The sequence below is a fragment of the Candidatus Rickettsia barbarica genome, assembly GCF_041477405.1.
In the GTDB taxonomy this organism is placed as follows: domain Bacteria; phylum Pseudomonadota; class Alphaproteobacteria; order Rickettsiales; family Rickettsiaceae; genus Rickettsia; species Rickettsia rickettsii.
The window spans coordinates 65,478-80,173 of record NZ_JBEWYL010000004.1 but is presented as its reverse complement, the minus strand read 5'-3'; the positions used below and the strand labels follow the sequence as shown (position 1 = coordinate 80,173).

Sequence of the window (14,696 nt, the reverse complement as noted above, 5' to 3'; positions counted from 1 at the left end):
TTATTAATTTATATTCAAGCACTTATCATGGCTTTTGCCCTTAATGTTATGCCGGCTGTACCAAATTGTTTTAGACATTTTCCAATCTTTAAACGCTTTACTTCCGTAACATTTACATATGCTGTATCAGCTGCTTGTATGTATGTTATTAGCTCTTTTTGCTTTCCTCATTTAATAAAAACCTTTAGAAACTGGGAAGTATTAATTATTATGATTCCAACAAGTATTGGATTTGGTATATTTCATTTTGAAAAATTGGAGAAAGAAAGTGGAAATTATCCGACAAAATCTTTTGCTCCTGCTCCGGTGATATCTGCTTAATTGATAAATATTTATAGCAGATTTCCTGTAATATCTCTTAGTTTAAGCGTATTATTAGAGAATTACAGGAAATAATCAAAAGTTTTAATAATTAGTAATAATTATAATCTATAACATTGCCGACGTTTCACTAAGCCTTGCAGCTTAAGACCGCCTTTAGCACACATCCATCACAGTAACTCGTTAGCAGCGTTTGCATATTCACCTCGGTTTAGCTTTTGCTGCAATGTTGATGCTTGAAATGCCCCAGCCCCACAGTTGAAAATAAACGAGATTAAGACGGCTTGTTGGTTTTCGGTTAATGGCACACCCTAGTGGACGATTATCGATACATTTACCAGCTTCGAGTAATTATTATTTATCTTCCTACAGATCCTCGCTTGCTTTTTTGCGATATATTCTTGGGAGTAGTAATAAGAAATGAGGAAGGGGAGATTTATGTTTGTTAATAGTAGCCCTTATGCGTTCTAGTGTTTGTTTAGTATTTTTATTAGCATGTGTTATAGCATCCATATAAAATACCTACTTCTTTCTGTTCTTTTTTGAAAGCTTCTTTATTTCCTATGTTAGCCAAAGCTTTAAAACTATGTTTTATAACTTGTCCAATATTTTTAAAAACATGCGAATTATCTTTTTTAGCTGTTTCTTTGCACCATATATCTAGATTCTCTAATTCTTTTTTGAGTTATTGAGAAATTGCTTTTTTGTTTTCAGGATTTTCCTTCCATTTTTCATAAGTATTAATAATCTTTTCTAATTTTTCTTTAAACTCTTTTTCGTTATTACTCGGTTTTAAATTAAGCATTACACCAGAATGGTCTGATGATAGTTCTGTGAGGGTATTAATAATCATTTCTTCTTTTAATCCATTATTAGCTCCATTAAGCAAATTTTCATATTTATGTCTAAATATGGAACGATACTTGTGATATCATGATTATTAAATATTAGTTAACACAAAAGAAATTAAAGCTTTAATTAATAAACTTGAGAAATATTTTTAATATTTCGTTTTATAAGGTGATAAATTTACTATTTAGCAGAAAGAGAAAAGCTGCTTAGTTTAGAGACTTGGTGAAAGACAATTAATATTCAGTTAAACGGTCAAAAACTTGATTTTATGCTGCATCTGCGGTTTGATACGTTTGTAGAAATACCGAGAAATGCAGAATGGCGCACCCTAAAGGATTCGAACCTCTGACCCACAGATTAGAAATCTGTTGCTCTATCCAGCTGAGCTAAGGGTGCTAAACATTTATGGTAAACATAATATTAGTTTAAGCAAAGTTTTTCAAGGATTATTTTTTTATTAAAAATAATAAGCAAATATGATAAAAAATATTCATGGATAAATTCTACAATTACAATTCTTCTTCACATCAAGCTTTACTTAGTTTTAAAGTAAAGCCTAATTCTAAACAAAATCTAATTAGCAATTTTGTAATTATTAATAATATCCCATATCTAAAATTATCTATAAAAGCAATACCGGAACAAGGTAAAGCGAATGAAGAAATCATAAATTATTTAGCAAAAGAATGGAAATTATCACGTAGTAATATCGAAATTATTAAAGGTCATACTCATAGCTTAAAAACGATATTGATAAAAAATATTAATAAAGACTATTTAAATTTGATTATTAATTCCTATATTAAATAAGGTACAGTTGTTGCTAGACTTCCAATGTCATTCCCGCATAGGCGGGAATCCAGTTTATATTTATTATTTTCTAGATTCCTGCTTCCGCAGGAATGACATAAGCAATCATATGACGAAAAAATAATTTATTAACTGGAATAATTATGATACAAGAAAAAAAGAAATTTGATGCCGAGGTTGACAAGATTTTAAATTTAATGATTCACTCTCTTTATAGTAATAAAGAGATTTTTATGAGGGAGTTAATTTCCAATGCTTCGGATGCTTGTGATAAATTACGTTATTTATCTCAAAGTAATAGTGAATTAGTAGCTGGCGATAGCAATTTTAAAATTACGGTTAAAGTCGATAAAGATAACAGACAACTCATTATCCGTGATAATGGCATCGGCATGAATAAAGACGATTTAATTGAAAATCTCGGTACTATTGCAAGATCGGGTACAGCAAATTTTCTTAAAAGCCTATCCGGTGATTCTAAAAAAGACAATATGCTAATCGGTCAATTTGGTGTTGGATTTTATTCAAGCTTTATGGTAGCCGATAAAGTGACTGTAACCTCAAGAAAAGCTGGGGAAGATAAAGTCCATATTTGGGAATCAGACGGACTTGGTGAATATACTGTCTCAGATTCAGATCAAGAGTTCACAAGAGGCACGGAAATCGTTTTACATATCAAAAAGGAAGAAGATACATTCCTTGATCATTTTAGATTAAAACACATCGTTAAAAGCTATTCCGATCACATAGCAGTACCAATATATTTCTTTGATGAAGCTGGTCATAATGAAATCCAGCTTAATTCAGCTTCTGCATTATGGACAAGACCGAAATCGGAAATTACGGAAGAACAATATAAAGAATTCTACAAAAGTCTATCTTATGCCATTGATGACCCTTGGATAACTATGCATAATAAAAACGAGGGAGCTATAGAATTTACTAACCTACTTTTCATTCCATCAAGCAAAACATTTGATTTATTCCACCCTGATCGCAAAAGGCGAGTAAAATTATATATAAAAAGAGTATTTATATCTGATGAGAATATAGATTTAATCCCGTCATATTTAAGATTTTTACGAGGCGTGGTTGATTCAGAAGACTTACCACTAAATATTAGCCGTGAATCACTGCAGCATAATAGCGTGCTTGAGAAAATCAAAAATGCTATTACAAAAAGAGTGCTTGGCGAGCTTAGAAAAAAGAAAGAGAAATCACCTGAAGAATATAATAAGTTTTGGGCTAATTTCGGCGGTGCTTTAAAAGAGGGTTTATGTGAGGCTACTACCAACCATGAAAAATTATTAGAGGTATGCATATTCAGAAGTGCCTTGCATAATAAAATGATCAGCCTTGACGAATATATAGCGAATTTTAAAGAAGGGCAGAGTACTATATATTATTTAAGCGGTGATAACCCTGATAAATTACTTTCAAGCCCACAAATCGAAGGGTTGTTAAGTAAAAAAATCGATGTATTACTTTTTACCGATACAGTGGATGATTTTTGGGTAAATGTTAATAGCAAATATAAAGAACATGCTATTAAATCAGCGACAAGAAGCGATATCGATGTAGAGCAAACTACTTCACAATCTGAGGAGAAAAATACAGATAGTAAAAAATCCGATGATGAATATAAATTGCTAACAGATTATTTTAAAGAGACACTAGGGGAGTTGGTAAAAGAAGTTAAGATCTCTAAAAAACTTACTTCAAGTCCTGCTTGTCTTGCCGTTAGCGACGCTGCTATGGATATTCGTATGGAGAGATTTTTGATTGAACAGAAACAAATAGCTAATGCCTCAGCTAAAAATCTAGAGTTAAACCCTAAAAATAAAATCATAGAGAAAATCTTTAACGACTTAAAAGCAAATAATAAAAATAATGAAGAATTGGTTAATCTAATATTTGATCAAGCCTGTATTTTAGAGGGTGAACCGGTTGCTGATACAGGTGCATTTTCAAAGAGATTAAACGATATTGTACAAAAAGCCATATTATAACTTTAAACTTTTTTAATTTTAATATAGAATAGTTGCAAACGTGAGTTTGGAAGTATTGTTCTGTTCGATGTCATTCCCGCGTAGGCGGGAATCTAGAAAGAACATTCAAAATATCTGATTATAGAATTTTATAATTAATAAAATGGATTCCCGCCTACACGGGAATAACATCGAGAAAATGTCTTATTACGATATTATATTTAGCAAACATATAGATAAGATCAAAAGCGAAGGAAGATATCGAGAATTTAAGGCCTTAAAAAGACAAGCCGATAATTTTCCTTTTGCAGAACACGCTAATAAACAAATAGTTATGTGGTGCATTAATGACTATTTGGGTATGAGTAAACATGCAAAAGTAATGCACGCTTCTATAGATTCCTTGCTAAAATACGGTGTTGGATCAGGTGGAACTCGCAATATCGGCGGTAATAATATTGCCATTCTTGAGCTTGAAAAAGAACTTGCAAATTTACACAAAAAGCAAGCAGCTTTAGTTTTTACATCCGGTTTTGTTGCAAATGATACAACGCTTGCAAGTCTTGCTAAAATCATGCCGGATATAGTATTTTTCTCCGATGAGCTAAATCATGCATCAATAATTGCAGGGATTACAAGTTCAAGAGCCGAGAAATATATATATAGACATTTAGACGTTAAGCATCTAGAAGAGCTTTTACAATCAGTCGATATTAATAGACCGAAAATTGTTGTTTTTGAATCGGCTTACTCTATGGACGGTTTTTTCTCACCTATCAAAGATATAATCAACTTAGCCAAAAAATATAATGCTTTAACCTTTATCGATGAAGTTCATACGGTCGGTTTATACGGTAAACAGGGTGGCGGTATTGCCGAGCTTCTTAATTGTAGTGATCAAATCGATATTATTCAAGGGACACTTGCCAAAGCATATGGTACTATCGGCGGTTATATCACTAGCAACCATAATTTAGTCGATGCTATAAGACTAACCGCTCCAGGGTTTATTTTCACTACTTCATTGCCGCCGGTAATTTCTACCGCTGCAACGCATAGTATTAGACATCTTAAAGAATCGAATGAAGAACGAATAAAACATCAAGAAGTAGTTACAAAACTTAAAAATTCTTTTGAACGTTTTAATATACCTTATTTGAAAAATGAAAGTCATATAGTGCCGATAATTATTGGTGATCCGATTAAAACGGCGAAAGCCTCAAATATGCTCCTTAATGAATACGGTATTTACGTTCAACATATCAATTTTCCAACCGTACCGAGAGGTACGGAACGCCTCCGCATCATCCCAACCCCTGCCCATACCTACAAAATGATCAATGATTTATCTGTAGCTTTAGTGCAGATATTTGCCGAACTTGATATAGAATTATCTTCTGCTAAAGAACTGAACGAAGAAGTACGCTTAAATCTTATTGCTTAACACCATTGTGAGGAAAATTACTGACTAAGCGGTCTAATAAAAAATGCTCTTAATGTCATTCCTGCATGGCATTGTTGCGTGGATTGGTTTTCCGTCATTGCGCGAAAAGAATTACGTAGTAATTCGACGAAGCAATTCAGTAAAAAATTCTGTAAATCAGAATTTTTTTAATTATTTTTTTGGATTGCCACGTCGCTTCACGCCTAGCAATGACGATTTGGCCTCCACGCAACAACACTTTCAGTTATTTAGCTCATAACGATATCTATCTTTGGTTAACAATACCACAAATCTTATACCCAATTTATTTACTTGCTTTTGCTCCTAAATCATCTAGTTTATTGCAATATACTCTAAAAAAGTAAGATATAACCCTTTAAATTCTTTTTAAAAAATAAAGGGTTACCCCATAAATACCTTATCTTTATATAATTTAAAAAATAGTTGTATTTTTATACCACTATAATATTAATTTTTTATTTCTATATAATTAATTTGTTTATTTTGAAGAATTTATAATTTATTTTTTCTGCAAAATTTCAATACAAAGCTGTAATTATTGAACTTTTAAAGTTAACTCAGATAAAGAACAAAAGAGCAATAACAAAAAAGAAAAAAGTACTTCTACAAAATCGACTACGGCTAGTCGCTTAGCTCATGACAATATCCATCTTTAATTTAGCAATGTCTAAAAAATAAAGTAATATGAATTTTAACTTAATATAATTACCGAATATGTCTTTTTGTGACCGCAAAACTGCAATTATTAAACTCTTAAAACTCATGCCGGCAAAGAGTTTACTGCTTCTAAAATAGCAACCTAGCTAGTTGATACTTATCCTGAAGAAGCAAAGAAAAAAGAGGAAGCAAGCAATGATAAACGATTACTTAATGCTAAAAGCAAAGTAAGAAAGAGAAAAATTATTATCATGATTTATAGAAATGAATTGAATAAGCTATTGAACGCTATACAACAAATAGAACCGAACATTAAGATAATAAAAAAGGGCTTTTGACTAAATATTGTTATGTTAATAATACTAATAGAGCGGTTAATTATAATGAGGGTATATTATAATAAAAAATTTGACCGTAAAAATGCAGTTATTGAGTTCCTTAAGCCTCATCCAGGGAAAGAATTTAGTAATGCTCAAATAGCCTATACATGGATTGCTTAATACTTATCCTGATGAAACAAAACGAAAAGTACAAACAAGCACAACGGCAAACGATTACTTAGCACTAAGAATAAAGTAGCAGAAAAAAATTATCATAATGATTTATAGACACAAATTAAGGTTATTACGTACTATAACATCGAACCGAACATTAATACAATAAAAAAGGGAAATCGGGCTAAATATTGTTATATTAATAATACCGATAAGATATTTGATATATCCAAAATTATTAAAGCCCTTGAAAATTATAAGAAGCAGGAGCTTACTGCTATGGAAATGGCTCAATTGCTGTTAAGTGCTAACGCGAAATAGTTAGTGATTGCAAAAATAGACGACTATATGCCAGCAAAGGTGAGTTCTGCGAAACTCACAGTTAGCAATGCCTAATCCTAATGGGATTTTACAAAAACTATTGCATATTGCAGCTCTTTAGTTTATTTTGATTAGCAAACTATATACAGAATTAATGGATTATTAAAATGGGAATTACCATATTAAAAAACGAAGGATTGGATTTTCATGCAAGAATTTCTACTCCTTTAAGTGAGATAGATGACGATATTCAAAAAGAATTACTTGATTTAACCAAAAAAGTTAAAATAGCAGGTTTTAGAGCCGGTAAAGTACCGGTTTCAATTGTTAAGAAAAAATACGGTGCTTCCGTCAGGAATGATATAATAGAAAGAAGAATTAACCATTCAGTAAATCACGTTATTAAAGAGCATAATCTAAATATAATCGGTAGACCTACAATTGAAGCATTACAAAACGAATCCGATAAAGCTTTAGAATTTACCGTAAAAATGGAACTATTACCTAAAATTACTATTCCGGATTTAAAAAAAATCTCACTAGATCGTCCAAAATTAGAAGTAAACTCTAAAGATGTTGAAGAACAACTAGAAAAACTTGCTGCATTAACAAAAAATTATACTAAAGAAAGTAAAGCAAAAATAAAAGACGGAGATCAGGTTACCATTGATGCAATCGGGTACATCAAGGAGAAAGCTTTTGAAGACGGTAAATTAAATGATTTTAAGGTAATAATAGGTAGTAATGCACTTATTCCCGGTTTTGAGAAACAATTAATAGGTTCTAAAACAGGTAGTGAAGTAGATGTTAATGTTACTTTTCCTGAAAATTACCATGCTAAAGATTTAGCAGGTAAGGATGCTCGTTTTGTAGTACAAATTAAAGCAGTACATACTGCAGAACCTACCGTTATCGATGATGAATTTGCTAAAAAATTCCAAAGTAATAGCCTTGAAGAATTGCGTACACATTTTACTAAACAAATAGAAAATGAGTGGGAAGAAGCTATTAATACTATAATGAAAATGAACTTATTTGATAAGTTAGAAAAATTGTTAGATTTTGATGTACCAGAATCTTTATTAGAGCAAGAAAAAAATATTCTAAAGTCCGGAACCGATAAAAATGAACAAGATGAATCATTATTGAAAGATAAATCCTCTAAAGAAATAACAGCATATTATAATAAATTAGCCCTACGCCGTGTGCGAATAGGCTTATTACTTGCTGAATATGCAAAATCTAAAAATTTGCAATTAGAGCCTGATGATTTAAGAAAAGTTATTATGCAACAAGCACGTAATTTTCCTGGGCAGGAAAATATGATATTTGATTTTTATAAAAATAATCCTAGAGCAATTGAAGGACTTAAATATCCTGCCTTAGAAGATAAAGCTGTACAATATATATTTAATCACGAAATAAAGCTTAAAGAAAAGAAATATACTAAGGAAGAGCTAGAGAAATATCTAGAAGCAGAAGAGCAACGTATTACTTTAATTTAAAGCTTATTCATTGTCATTGCCAGCGAACGTTAGTGAACGTGGCAATCTCAGGAATCCTCGTAATGACAATCCTCAGTATCCACGCAGGCAATACCTAGTAGTATTACTCCTGATTTTTTATAGTCTCTAAAGCAAGTTTAACTATTTTATTTACTCCAGCATTAGTGCAGGTAGAGATAGGAAAAATTTCTTTATTAGTAACTTTCTGCAGCTTATTTATTTTTTCCTGTATTTCCTCATCTGTGAGAATATCGCATTTATTAAGACATATGGTTTCGATTTTATTTTTTAGATAATCGGAATATAATTCAAGCTCAAGACGTACCGTATTATAATCTGCAACTACATCATTACTAGAGCCATCTATTAAATGTATTAATACATTACATCTTTCTATATGCTTTAAGAATTTATCGCCAAGTCCGTGACCTTGATGAGCCCCCTCAATTAAACCAGGAATATCGGCTATGACAAACTCTTCGTCATCAACATATACCACTCCAAGATTTGGCACTAAAGTAGTAAAGGGATAATCGGCAATTTTAGGCTTGGCTGCCGTTACAACGGATAAAAAAGTAGATTTACCGGCATTTGGAAGCCCCACAAGCCCAACATCAGAGAGAAGTTTTAAACTTAAATGAATCCACATTTCTTCGGCAATTTCTCCTTCCGTACGCTTTCTTGGAGCTTGATTAACCGACGATTTGAAATGGCTGTTGCCAAGACCACCACTTCCTCCTTTAATTATTTCAAAGCTTTGATCATCCACAGTGAAATCATAAAATAATATATTGCCGTCCTCGGAAAAGATTTGAGTACCGATCGGAACATCAAGAACTAATGATTTTCCTGATTTACCGCTTCTATTTGAATCTTTACCGTTTTCGCCGTTTTCTGCGGTAAAATGCTGTTTATATCGATAATTTACTAGCGTATTAAGATGGTGATTACTCCTGAAAATAACACTACCGCCACGTCCACCATCACCACCGTCCGGTCCGCCTCTGTCAATAAATTTCTCACGATGGAAACTAACACAACCATTGCCGCCGTTCCCACCTTTTATATATATTTTAACTTCATCAATAAAATGCATATGATTTATATTTTCAACGTCATTACGAGGCGCGAAGCGACGTGGCAATCTCATCAAATCTCTTGAGATTGCCACGTCGCTTCGCGCCTCGTAATGACGAAAATGTTTACCTCTCCCGAATACCCTTATACTCTCTATGTACATAACCGGTGTAAAGCTGTCTAGGTCTGCTGATTTTTTGTTCAGGGTCTTCGTGCATTTCTTTCCATTGTGCCATCCAGCCTACGGTTCTTGCTATTGCAAAAAATACCGTGAACATTTGCGACGGTATACCCATAGCTTTATAGATAATACCCGAATAAAAATCAACATTTGGATATAATTTTCTCTCAATAAAATATTCATCTTTAAGAGCGATAGCTTCAAGTTCTATTGCTATTTGTAAGAGCGGATTGTTGTCTAGCTGCCCGAGTTCCTTTAATACTTCTTTGCACGTTTCTTTAAGTACTGCGGCACGCGGATCATAGTTTTTATATACACGATGACCAAAACCCATTAATCTAAATGGATCATTTTTATCCTTAGCTTTAGCTATATATTTAGGAATATACTCAGAACTACCGATTTCTTTAAGCATATTTATTACCGCTTCATTAGCCCCGCCGTGAGCAGGTCCCCAAAGTGAGGCAATACCCGTGCTAATACAAGCAAAAGGGTTAGCTCCGGATGAACCGGCAATTCGGACTGTTGAAGTAGAAGTATTCTGCTCATGATCGGCATGTAGGATAAATATCTTATTAAGAGCATTTTTTATTATTGGATTTACTGTATATTGCGTACAAGGCGTTGCAAACATCATATGCAGAAAATTTTCGGTAAAATCTAACGAATTATCAGGATAAATAAACGGTTGTCCTATAGAATATTTATAAGACATTGCAGCGATGGTAGGTATCTTAGCAATCATTCTAATAGCGGTAAGTTCGTAATCTGCTTCCTTAAAATTCAATAAATCAGGATAAAAGGCCGAAAGAGAACCGACAGCCGCAAGCATAATAGCCATAGGATGAGAAGAGCTACAAAAGGTTTGAAATAAATAGTGTAATCTTTCATTCACTAATGAATGATGAGCAACCTGTTTAGTGAAATTATTATACTGCTCGCCACTTGGTAGTTCCCCATAAATCAGTAAATATGCCACTTCTAAAAAATCACTTTTCTCAGCTAAGTCTTTAATATCATATCCTCGATGCCGCAAGATTCCTTTATCACCATCTATATAGGTGATAGTAGACTGACAAGAAGCAGTAGACATAAAACCCGGGTCGTAAGTAAAGCAATCGGCTTCCGCAGATACCCTACTTATATCGATTACATCCTCACCGATACTTGCTTTAAGTATAGGTAATTTAAATATTTTTCCTCTGATTTTTAATTCAGCAAATTCTGAATCATTATTATTTTCATTGGTCATATGGATATACCTTATTTTTATACATCAGTAAGTATAACCCTAATTTAATGAAATTAGAAATGCATTATGAATTTATTAGGATTTAAAAATTTTCTTTGATATCTCGCTCAACTTGCAAGGTTAATGAAAATTAAAAACGCACATGCTTCTACTTTCAACTGCAAGCCTAAAGCGTTTAATAAAGATCCTATATTGTCGACACTTGGATTACTTTTGCTAGATAATATTATATATATATGTATGTTGCCTATTTATATGAGCTTCTTTAGAGATTTTTGCTTACCTCCTCTTGCTATAATGGCTTCTTTTAAAATAGCCATTATAGCTCATTATTATGATCCACGAAATACTGCTCTAACGCTTCATTAATATATACCCTACTAATATTTCCTCATGTTGTAATTTTTCTTTTAAATAATCTGTAAATTTTCCATATAACACCCTCAATTTCGTTTATAAACTTCTTCTATTATTTCTAAGGCTTTTTTAATATCCTTGCCTTGAGTATCTTTATTACCTGCATTTAATAGCAGAATATCTGTTATAAAAATTGTATTTGTTTAGTGTTTTGCATATTAAGCTTAACTAGAGATGATTACACTATCACATATATACGACTAATTGTCCAGTAGAAAATTATTTTGAAAAGTACGTGAAACCGTTAGTACTAGATTAATGTACAAGTTATACAAGAAGTCTATTATTGACTAAATACTCCTTAATCTTGAGTAAATCATACCAAGAGGTGCGTTTTTGCATAGGTTGGCGGAGTAAATAGGCAGGGTGGAAGATTGCCGTAGTTTGAATAGGAGCGGATAGATATTTATTGGTATAAAAATAATATTCTTGTCTAATTTTAGTAATACCCGAATTTTTTCCAAGTAAGCTAGTTGCAGCCGTGCTACCGACTAGAATAATTAGCTGCGGGTTAATAAGAGCAATATGCTTCTCGACAAAAGGTCTACAAATATCGACTTCTTCGAACGTCGGCTGTCTATTAGCAGGAGGACGCCAAAATACCGTATTAGTAATATAAGCGTTATTTTTTCGTGAAATTCCGATAGCATGTAGCATATTATCAAGTAAATTGCCACTTTCGCCGTAAAAAGGTATTCCTTTCAAATCTTCGGTACTTCCCGGGGCTTCGCCTATTAACATAATTTTAGCTTCCAAATTACCGTCACCGAAAACCGTATTAGTAGCAAATTTCTTAAGTTCACAACCATTAAAATTTAGTAGAGATTCTTTTAGTTCTTCAATATTATCAGCTTTATCGGCAAGAGATCTTGCTAGGGTTATATTATCATGAACTTTATCATTCATATTGAATGCAGTTTCTTTTGTAGACATAAGTTTTACTTGTGGCTTTTCAGTTAGTTCAGTATTATTACGTACCTTTAATTGCGATGGATGTTCATGGCAATAATATTCAACACCGATTGCACTTAACCATTTAAGCGTATTATTCATTATCTTAAAATAAAATATGTTAAAATATTCCGTACCACACGAACTAAATGGCATAAGGCTTGATAAAGCTCTATCATCACTTCTTGAAAATGTTTCAAGGAATCAAATCCAAAAAGCTATTAAAGATTCGCAAGTACTAGTTAATGATGTAATTATTTCTGATCCTGATGTTTTGGTCAAGGAGAATGATATTATATTATTTTCTTTTAAAGAACCTGAAGAGCTAAAAATTGCAGCAGCAAATGTAGCACTTGATATAATATATGAAGACGATGATTTGATAGTAATTAACAAAGCTGCAGGTATGACGGTACACCCAGGAGCAGGGCATCATAACGATACGCTTGTTAATGCTTTATTACATCATACAAAAAACTTATCGGATATCGGCTCATCAGAAAGACCCGGGATAGTACATCGTTTAGATAAAGACACTACGGGCTTGATGGTAGTTGCTAAAAATAATAAAGCACATATGCTACTTGCAAATCAGATAGAACAAAGGCAGGTAATACGGAAATATAAAGTGTTAGTGTGGGGAGTAATAAATCCGCTAGAAGGAGTCAGTAAGAATAATATAGGTCGCAGCCGAAGCGATCGCCAAAAAATGACCATATTAAAATATGGCGGCAAAGAAGCCGTTACACATTATAAGACTCTAGAATTATTTTATAAAGGTAGTATTAGTATGGTGGAGTGCAAGCTTAGTACGGGTAGAACTCACCAAATTAGAGTACAGCTAAGCCATTTAAAGCATTCGATAGTCGGCGACCAAACTTACGGCAATAACGACCGAAAAATTGCTCATTCTCCCCCTGAACTAAAAGCAAAATTAATTGATTTTAAACGTCAAGCCCTGCATTCTTGGTATTTAAGTTTTACTCATCCGACTAGTAATGAGATTATGGAATTTTCTTGTGAGTTGCCAAGGGATATGGAAGAGATAATTAGTTTATAATTGACAAAATATTAATCCTTAATATTATATTAAAAATTAATATTTATTTATAAAATGAAAAAAGCTAATGCTAAATTAGAAGAAGCCTTATATTCTATGGAAGAGGGTATTTTAAACCTTAAAAACAAAAAGCGAACTTAGAAAAGATTTTTACTTTTCTGCAAGATTTAAGTACCGCCACAGACAAAATTATTTTCTTAGATATATCAAATTATAGAGATTGGCCAGAAGTAAAAGATTTTATTTTAAAATTAGATAATAATTTATCTTTTAAACCGCAATCTATAAAAATTGCCAGCTCTTCCTAATATTAGTACAGAACATGAAATTAAAATTTCTGAATTCGTCAATGAAATTCTTTCTCTAAGATTAAAAACAGGCATAGATATTAATAATAGTACGTATATTGATGATGCAAATTATAGGAAAGAACTTTTATTAAAAAAATTTTTAGAAGAATTTAAAAAAATGATTTTAATGAGCAAGAAGAACAATTAAATAAATTTATAAAAGTTGCATGCAAAGAAGCAAAAGCACCTGATAATATAGACATGCAATATATGCAAGCTCTACGGATTTTCTCTGAATTTGATTTCAGTAAAATAGATGAAAAATATTCTAATTTACAACATCTTTTTACAAAGCTATATAAAGCACAAGAAGTGAAATCAGAAATTTATCATTATGAAGTAGAAGATGATTTACATTTTTATATGGTAAAAGTTAATGGAGTAAATGTAACTACTTGGCAAAATTTCTCAAAGAAACAGGGGGAGTTTATAAACCAGTCCGGGAAAAAGAATATATGATTACTGTTCCAACAAAAAATATAACTCATATTATTATTAAAGAATATGAGAAAAAACAAATTTTAGGTGAGAAGAAAACTCCCATAAAATTTACCGAAGCAGGATATGGTGCTTTTTCTGACTTGGTTTTGTATGGGAAAAATGGTGAAGTACTAAATAAACTAACTGCTGACCAGATAAAAGGAGAGTTCGCTTGGTTTTGTACTAGTCCTTATTTATTAAAAAATCAACACGAACAAGAACCTTTAATCACTTGTGATTTAGAAACATTAACAAATCTTAGCTTTAAAAATAGCTATATAGATATTATTCAGAAATAATTGGTGATATAATAACATAAAACGGTTTATGAAAATAATTAAAATACCTAAAACCAAAAATTATCTTAAAATAGATATTATAACTCTGGAACCCGAATATTATAAGAATAAATTTGGTAATAATATATTTCGTGAATTTACTGAACTTAAAAAACGAGCACCGCTAGGTAGTGTAGATGAGATTTTAGAAATGAAAAATTTTGGCAGAAAATAAAA

Annotated in this window: 16 protein-coding genes, 1 tRNA gene and 2 pseudogenes; 12 read left to right on the top strand and 7 right to left on the bottom strand. The window is 32.0% G+C overall.

The window, feature by feature from the left end:
- The first annotated feature begins 27 nt into the window (after positions 1-27).
- Complete coding sequence (locus tag ABVF33_RS06460; RefSeq protein WP_499706715.1) at positions 28-321, top strand: hypothetical protein; 294 nt, start codon at positions 28-30, stop codon at positions 319-321.
- 101 nt (positions 322-422) lie between these two features.
- On the opposite strand, the pseudogene ABVF33_RS06455 reads toward ABVF33_RS06460, so the two are convergent.
- From ABVF33_RS06455 to ABVF33_RS06440, 4 genes and pseudogenes are all read right to left on the bottom strand, one after another.
- Positions 423-629: pseudogene (locus ABVF33_RS06455) on the bottom strand (glycoside hydrolase family protein).
- 58 nt (positions 630-687) lie between these two features.
- On the bottom strand, positions 688-834 hold the full coding sequence (locus ABVF33_RS06450) for a hypothetical protein (RefSeq protein ID WP_016770521.1): 147 nt from the start codon (positions 832-834) through the stop codon (positions 688-690).
- A gap of 172 nt (positions 835-1,006) precedes the next feature.
- Positions 1,007-1,210: a hypothetical protein gene (locus tag ABVF33_RS06445; protein WP_004997182.1), complete on the bottom strand. Its 204-nt coding sequence runs from the start codon at positions 1,208-1,210 to the stop codon at positions 1,007-1,009.
- Positions 1,211-1,492: 282 nt separating this feature from the next.
- Positions 1,493-1,569: transfer RNA gene (locus tag ABVF33_RS06440), tRNA-Arg, on the bottom strand.
- A 96-nt stretch (positions 1,570-1,665) separates the two neighbouring features.
- On the opposite strand from ABVF33_RS06440, the gene ABVF33_RS06435 reads away from it, so the two are divergent.
- The 5 genes and pseudogenes from ABVF33_RS06435 (at position 1,666) to tig (ending at position 8,413) form a co-directional block, all read left to right on the top strand.
- Complete coding sequence (locus ABVF33_RS06435; RefSeq protein WP_499706714.1) at positions 1,666-1,983, top strand: A1G_07140 family DUF167 domain protein; 318 nt, start codon at positions 1,666-1,668, stop codon at positions 1,981-1,983.
- Between the two features lie 143 nt (positions 1,984-2,126).
- Positions 2,127-3,992 carry a molecular chaperone HtpG gene (gene htpG, locus ABVF33_RS06430; protein ID WP_499706713.1) on the top strand — a complete coding sequence of 622 codons (1,866 nt, stop codon included), beginning with the start codon at positions 2,127-2,129 and terminating at the stop codon, positions 3,990-3,992.
- Positions 3,993-4,170: 178 nt separating this feature from the next.
- Positions 4,171-5,415, top strand: coding sequence for a 5-aminolevulinate synthase (gene hemA, locus ABVF33_RS06425; RefSeq protein WP_499706712.1), 1,245 nt, complete (start codon positions 4,171-4,173; stop codon positions 5,413-5,415).
- Positions 5,416-6,344: 929 nt separating this feature from the next.
- Positions 6,345-6,672: pseudogene (locus ABVF33_RS06420) on the top strand (hypothetical protein).
- Between the two features lie 403 nt (positions 6,673-7,075).
- A complete protein-coding gene (gene tig, locus ABVF33_RS06415; protein ID WP_499706711.1) occupies positions 7,076-8,413 on the top strand; it encodes a trigger factor in 1,338 nt (445 codons plus the stop codon).
- 103 nt (positions 8,414-8,516) lie between these two features.
- Here tig and obgE read toward each other — a convergent pair whose 3' ends face one another.
- Together obgE and ABVF33_RS06405 are read right to left on the bottom strand one after the other, a co-directional pair.
- Positions 8,517-9,509 (bottom strand): GTPase ObgE, encoded by a 993-nt coding sequence (gene obgE, locus ABVF33_RS06410; protein WP_499706736.1) that lies wholly within the window; start codon positions 9,507-9,509, stop codon positions 8,517-8,519.
- Positions 9,510-9,615: 106 nt separating this feature from the next.
- Positions 9,616-10,923 carry a citrate synthase gene (locus ABVF33_RS06405; protein ID WP_499706710.1) on the bottom strand — a complete coding sequence of 436 codons (1,308 nt, stop codon included), beginning with the start codon at positions 10,921-10,923 and terminating at the stop codon, positions 9,616-9,618.
- 123 nt (positions 10,924-11,046) lie between these two features.
- Between ABVF33_RS06405 and ABVF33_RS06400 the strand changes: the two genes are divergently transcribed.
- Complete coding sequence (locus ABVF33_RS06400) at positions 11,047-11,292, top strand: hypothetical protein (protein WP_499706709.1); 246 nt, start codon at positions 11,047-11,049, stop codon at positions 11,290-11,292.
- A 315-nt stretch (positions 11,293-11,607) separates the two neighbouring features.
- Here ABVF33_RS06400 and ABVF33_RS06395 read toward each other — a convergent pair whose 3' ends face one another.
- Positions 11,608-12,393: a uracil-DNA glycosylase family protein gene (locus ABVF33_RS06395; RefSeq protein ID WP_499706708.1), complete on the bottom strand. Its 786-nt coding sequence runs from the start codon at positions 12,391-12,393 to the stop codon at positions 11,608-11,610.
- 16 nt (positions 12,394-12,409) lie between these two features.
- On the opposite strand from ABVF33_RS06395, the gene ABVF33_RS06390 reads away from it, so the two are divergent.
- The 5 genes from ABVF33_RS06390 (at position 12,410) to ABVF33_RS06370 (ending at position 14,694) form a co-directional block, all read left to right on the top strand.
- Positions 12,410-13,351 carry an RluA family pseudouridine synthase gene (locus ABVF33_RS06390; RefSeq protein ID WP_499706707.1) on the top strand — a complete coding sequence of 314 codons (942 nt, stop codon included), beginning with the start codon at positions 12,410-12,412 and terminating at the stop codon, positions 13,349-13,351.
- Between the two features lie 291 nt (positions 13,352-13,642).
- Entirely contained in the window at positions 13,643-13,849 is a 207-nt protein-coding gene (locus ABVF33_RS06385; RefSeq protein ID WP_499706706.1) for a hypothetical protein, read from the top strand.
- A gap of 62 nt (positions 13,850-13,911) precedes the next feature.
- Entirely contained in the window at positions 13,912-14,160 is a 249-nt protein-coding gene (locus tag ABVF33_RS06380) for a hypothetical protein (RefSeq protein ID WP_499706705.1), read from the top strand.
- Complete coding sequence (locus ABVF33_RS06375; RefSeq protein ID WP_499706704.1) at positions 14,157-14,480, top strand: hypothetical protein; 324 nt, start codon at positions 14,157-14,159, stop codon at positions 14,478-14,480. Before ABVF33_RS06380 ends, ABVF33_RS06375 begins: the two co-directional genes overlap by 4 nt.
- Positions 14,481-14,508: 28 nt before the next feature.
- Positions 14,509-14,694, top strand: a complete 186-nt coding sequence (locus ABVF33_RS06370) for a hypothetical protein (protein ID WP_004997160.1) — start codon at positions 14,509-14,511, stop codon at positions 14,692-14,694.
- Positions 14,695-14,696 lie beyond the last annotated feature (2 nt).

Coding starts and splice junctions, on each gene's coding strand:
- ABVF33_RS06460 (WP_499706715.1), top strand. CDS start 28: ATGGCTTTTGCCCTTAATGTTATGCCGGCTGTACCAAATTGTTTTAGA.
- ABVF33_RS06450 (WP_016770521.1), bottom strand. CDS start 834: ATGGATGCTATAACACATGCTAATAAAAATACTAAACAAACACTAGAA.
- ABVF33_RS06435 (WP_499706714.1), top strand. CDS start 1,666: ATGGATAAATTCTACAATTACAATTCTTCTTCACATCAAGCTTTACTT.
- htpG (WP_499706713.1), top strand. CDS start 2,127: ATGATACAAGAAAAAAAGAAATTTGATGCCGAGGTTGACAAGATTTTA.
- hemA (WP_499706712.1), top strand. CDS start 4,171: ATGTCTTATTACGATATTATATTTAGCAAACATATAGATAAGATCAAA.
- tig (WP_499706711.1), top strand. CDS start 7,076: ATGGGAATTACCATATTAAAAAACGAAGGATTGGATTTTCATGCAAGA.
- obgE (WP_499706736.1), bottom strand. CDS start 9,509: ATGCATTTTATTGATGAAGTTAAAATATATATAAAAGGTGGGAACGGC.
- ABVF33_RS06405 (WP_499706710.1), bottom strand. CDS start 10,923: ATGACCAATGAAAATAATAATGATTCAGAATTTGCTGAATTAAAAATC.
- ABVF33_RS06400 (WP_499706709.1), top strand. CDS start 11,047: ATGAAAATTAAAAACGCACATGCTTCTACTTTCAACTGCAAGCCTAAA.
- ABVF33_RS06395 (WP_499706708.1), bottom strand. CDS start 12,393: ATGAATAATACGCTTAAATGGTTAAGTGCAATCGGTGTTGAATATTAT.
- ABVF33_RS06390 (WP_499706707.1), top strand. CDS start 12,410: ATGTTAAAATATTCCGTACCACACGAACTAAATGGCATAAGGCTTGAT.
- ABVF33_RS06380 (WP_499706705.1), top strand. CDS start 13,912: ATGCAAGCTCTACGGATTTTCTCTGAATTTGATTTCAGTAAAATAGAT.
- ABVF33_RS06375 (WP_499706704.1), top strand. CDS start 14,157: ATGATTACTGTTCCAACAAAAAATATAACTCATATTATTATTAAAGAA.
- ABVF33_RS06370 (WP_004997160.1), top strand. CDS start 14,509: ATGAAAATAATTAAAATACCTAAAACCAAAAATTATCTTAAAATAGAT.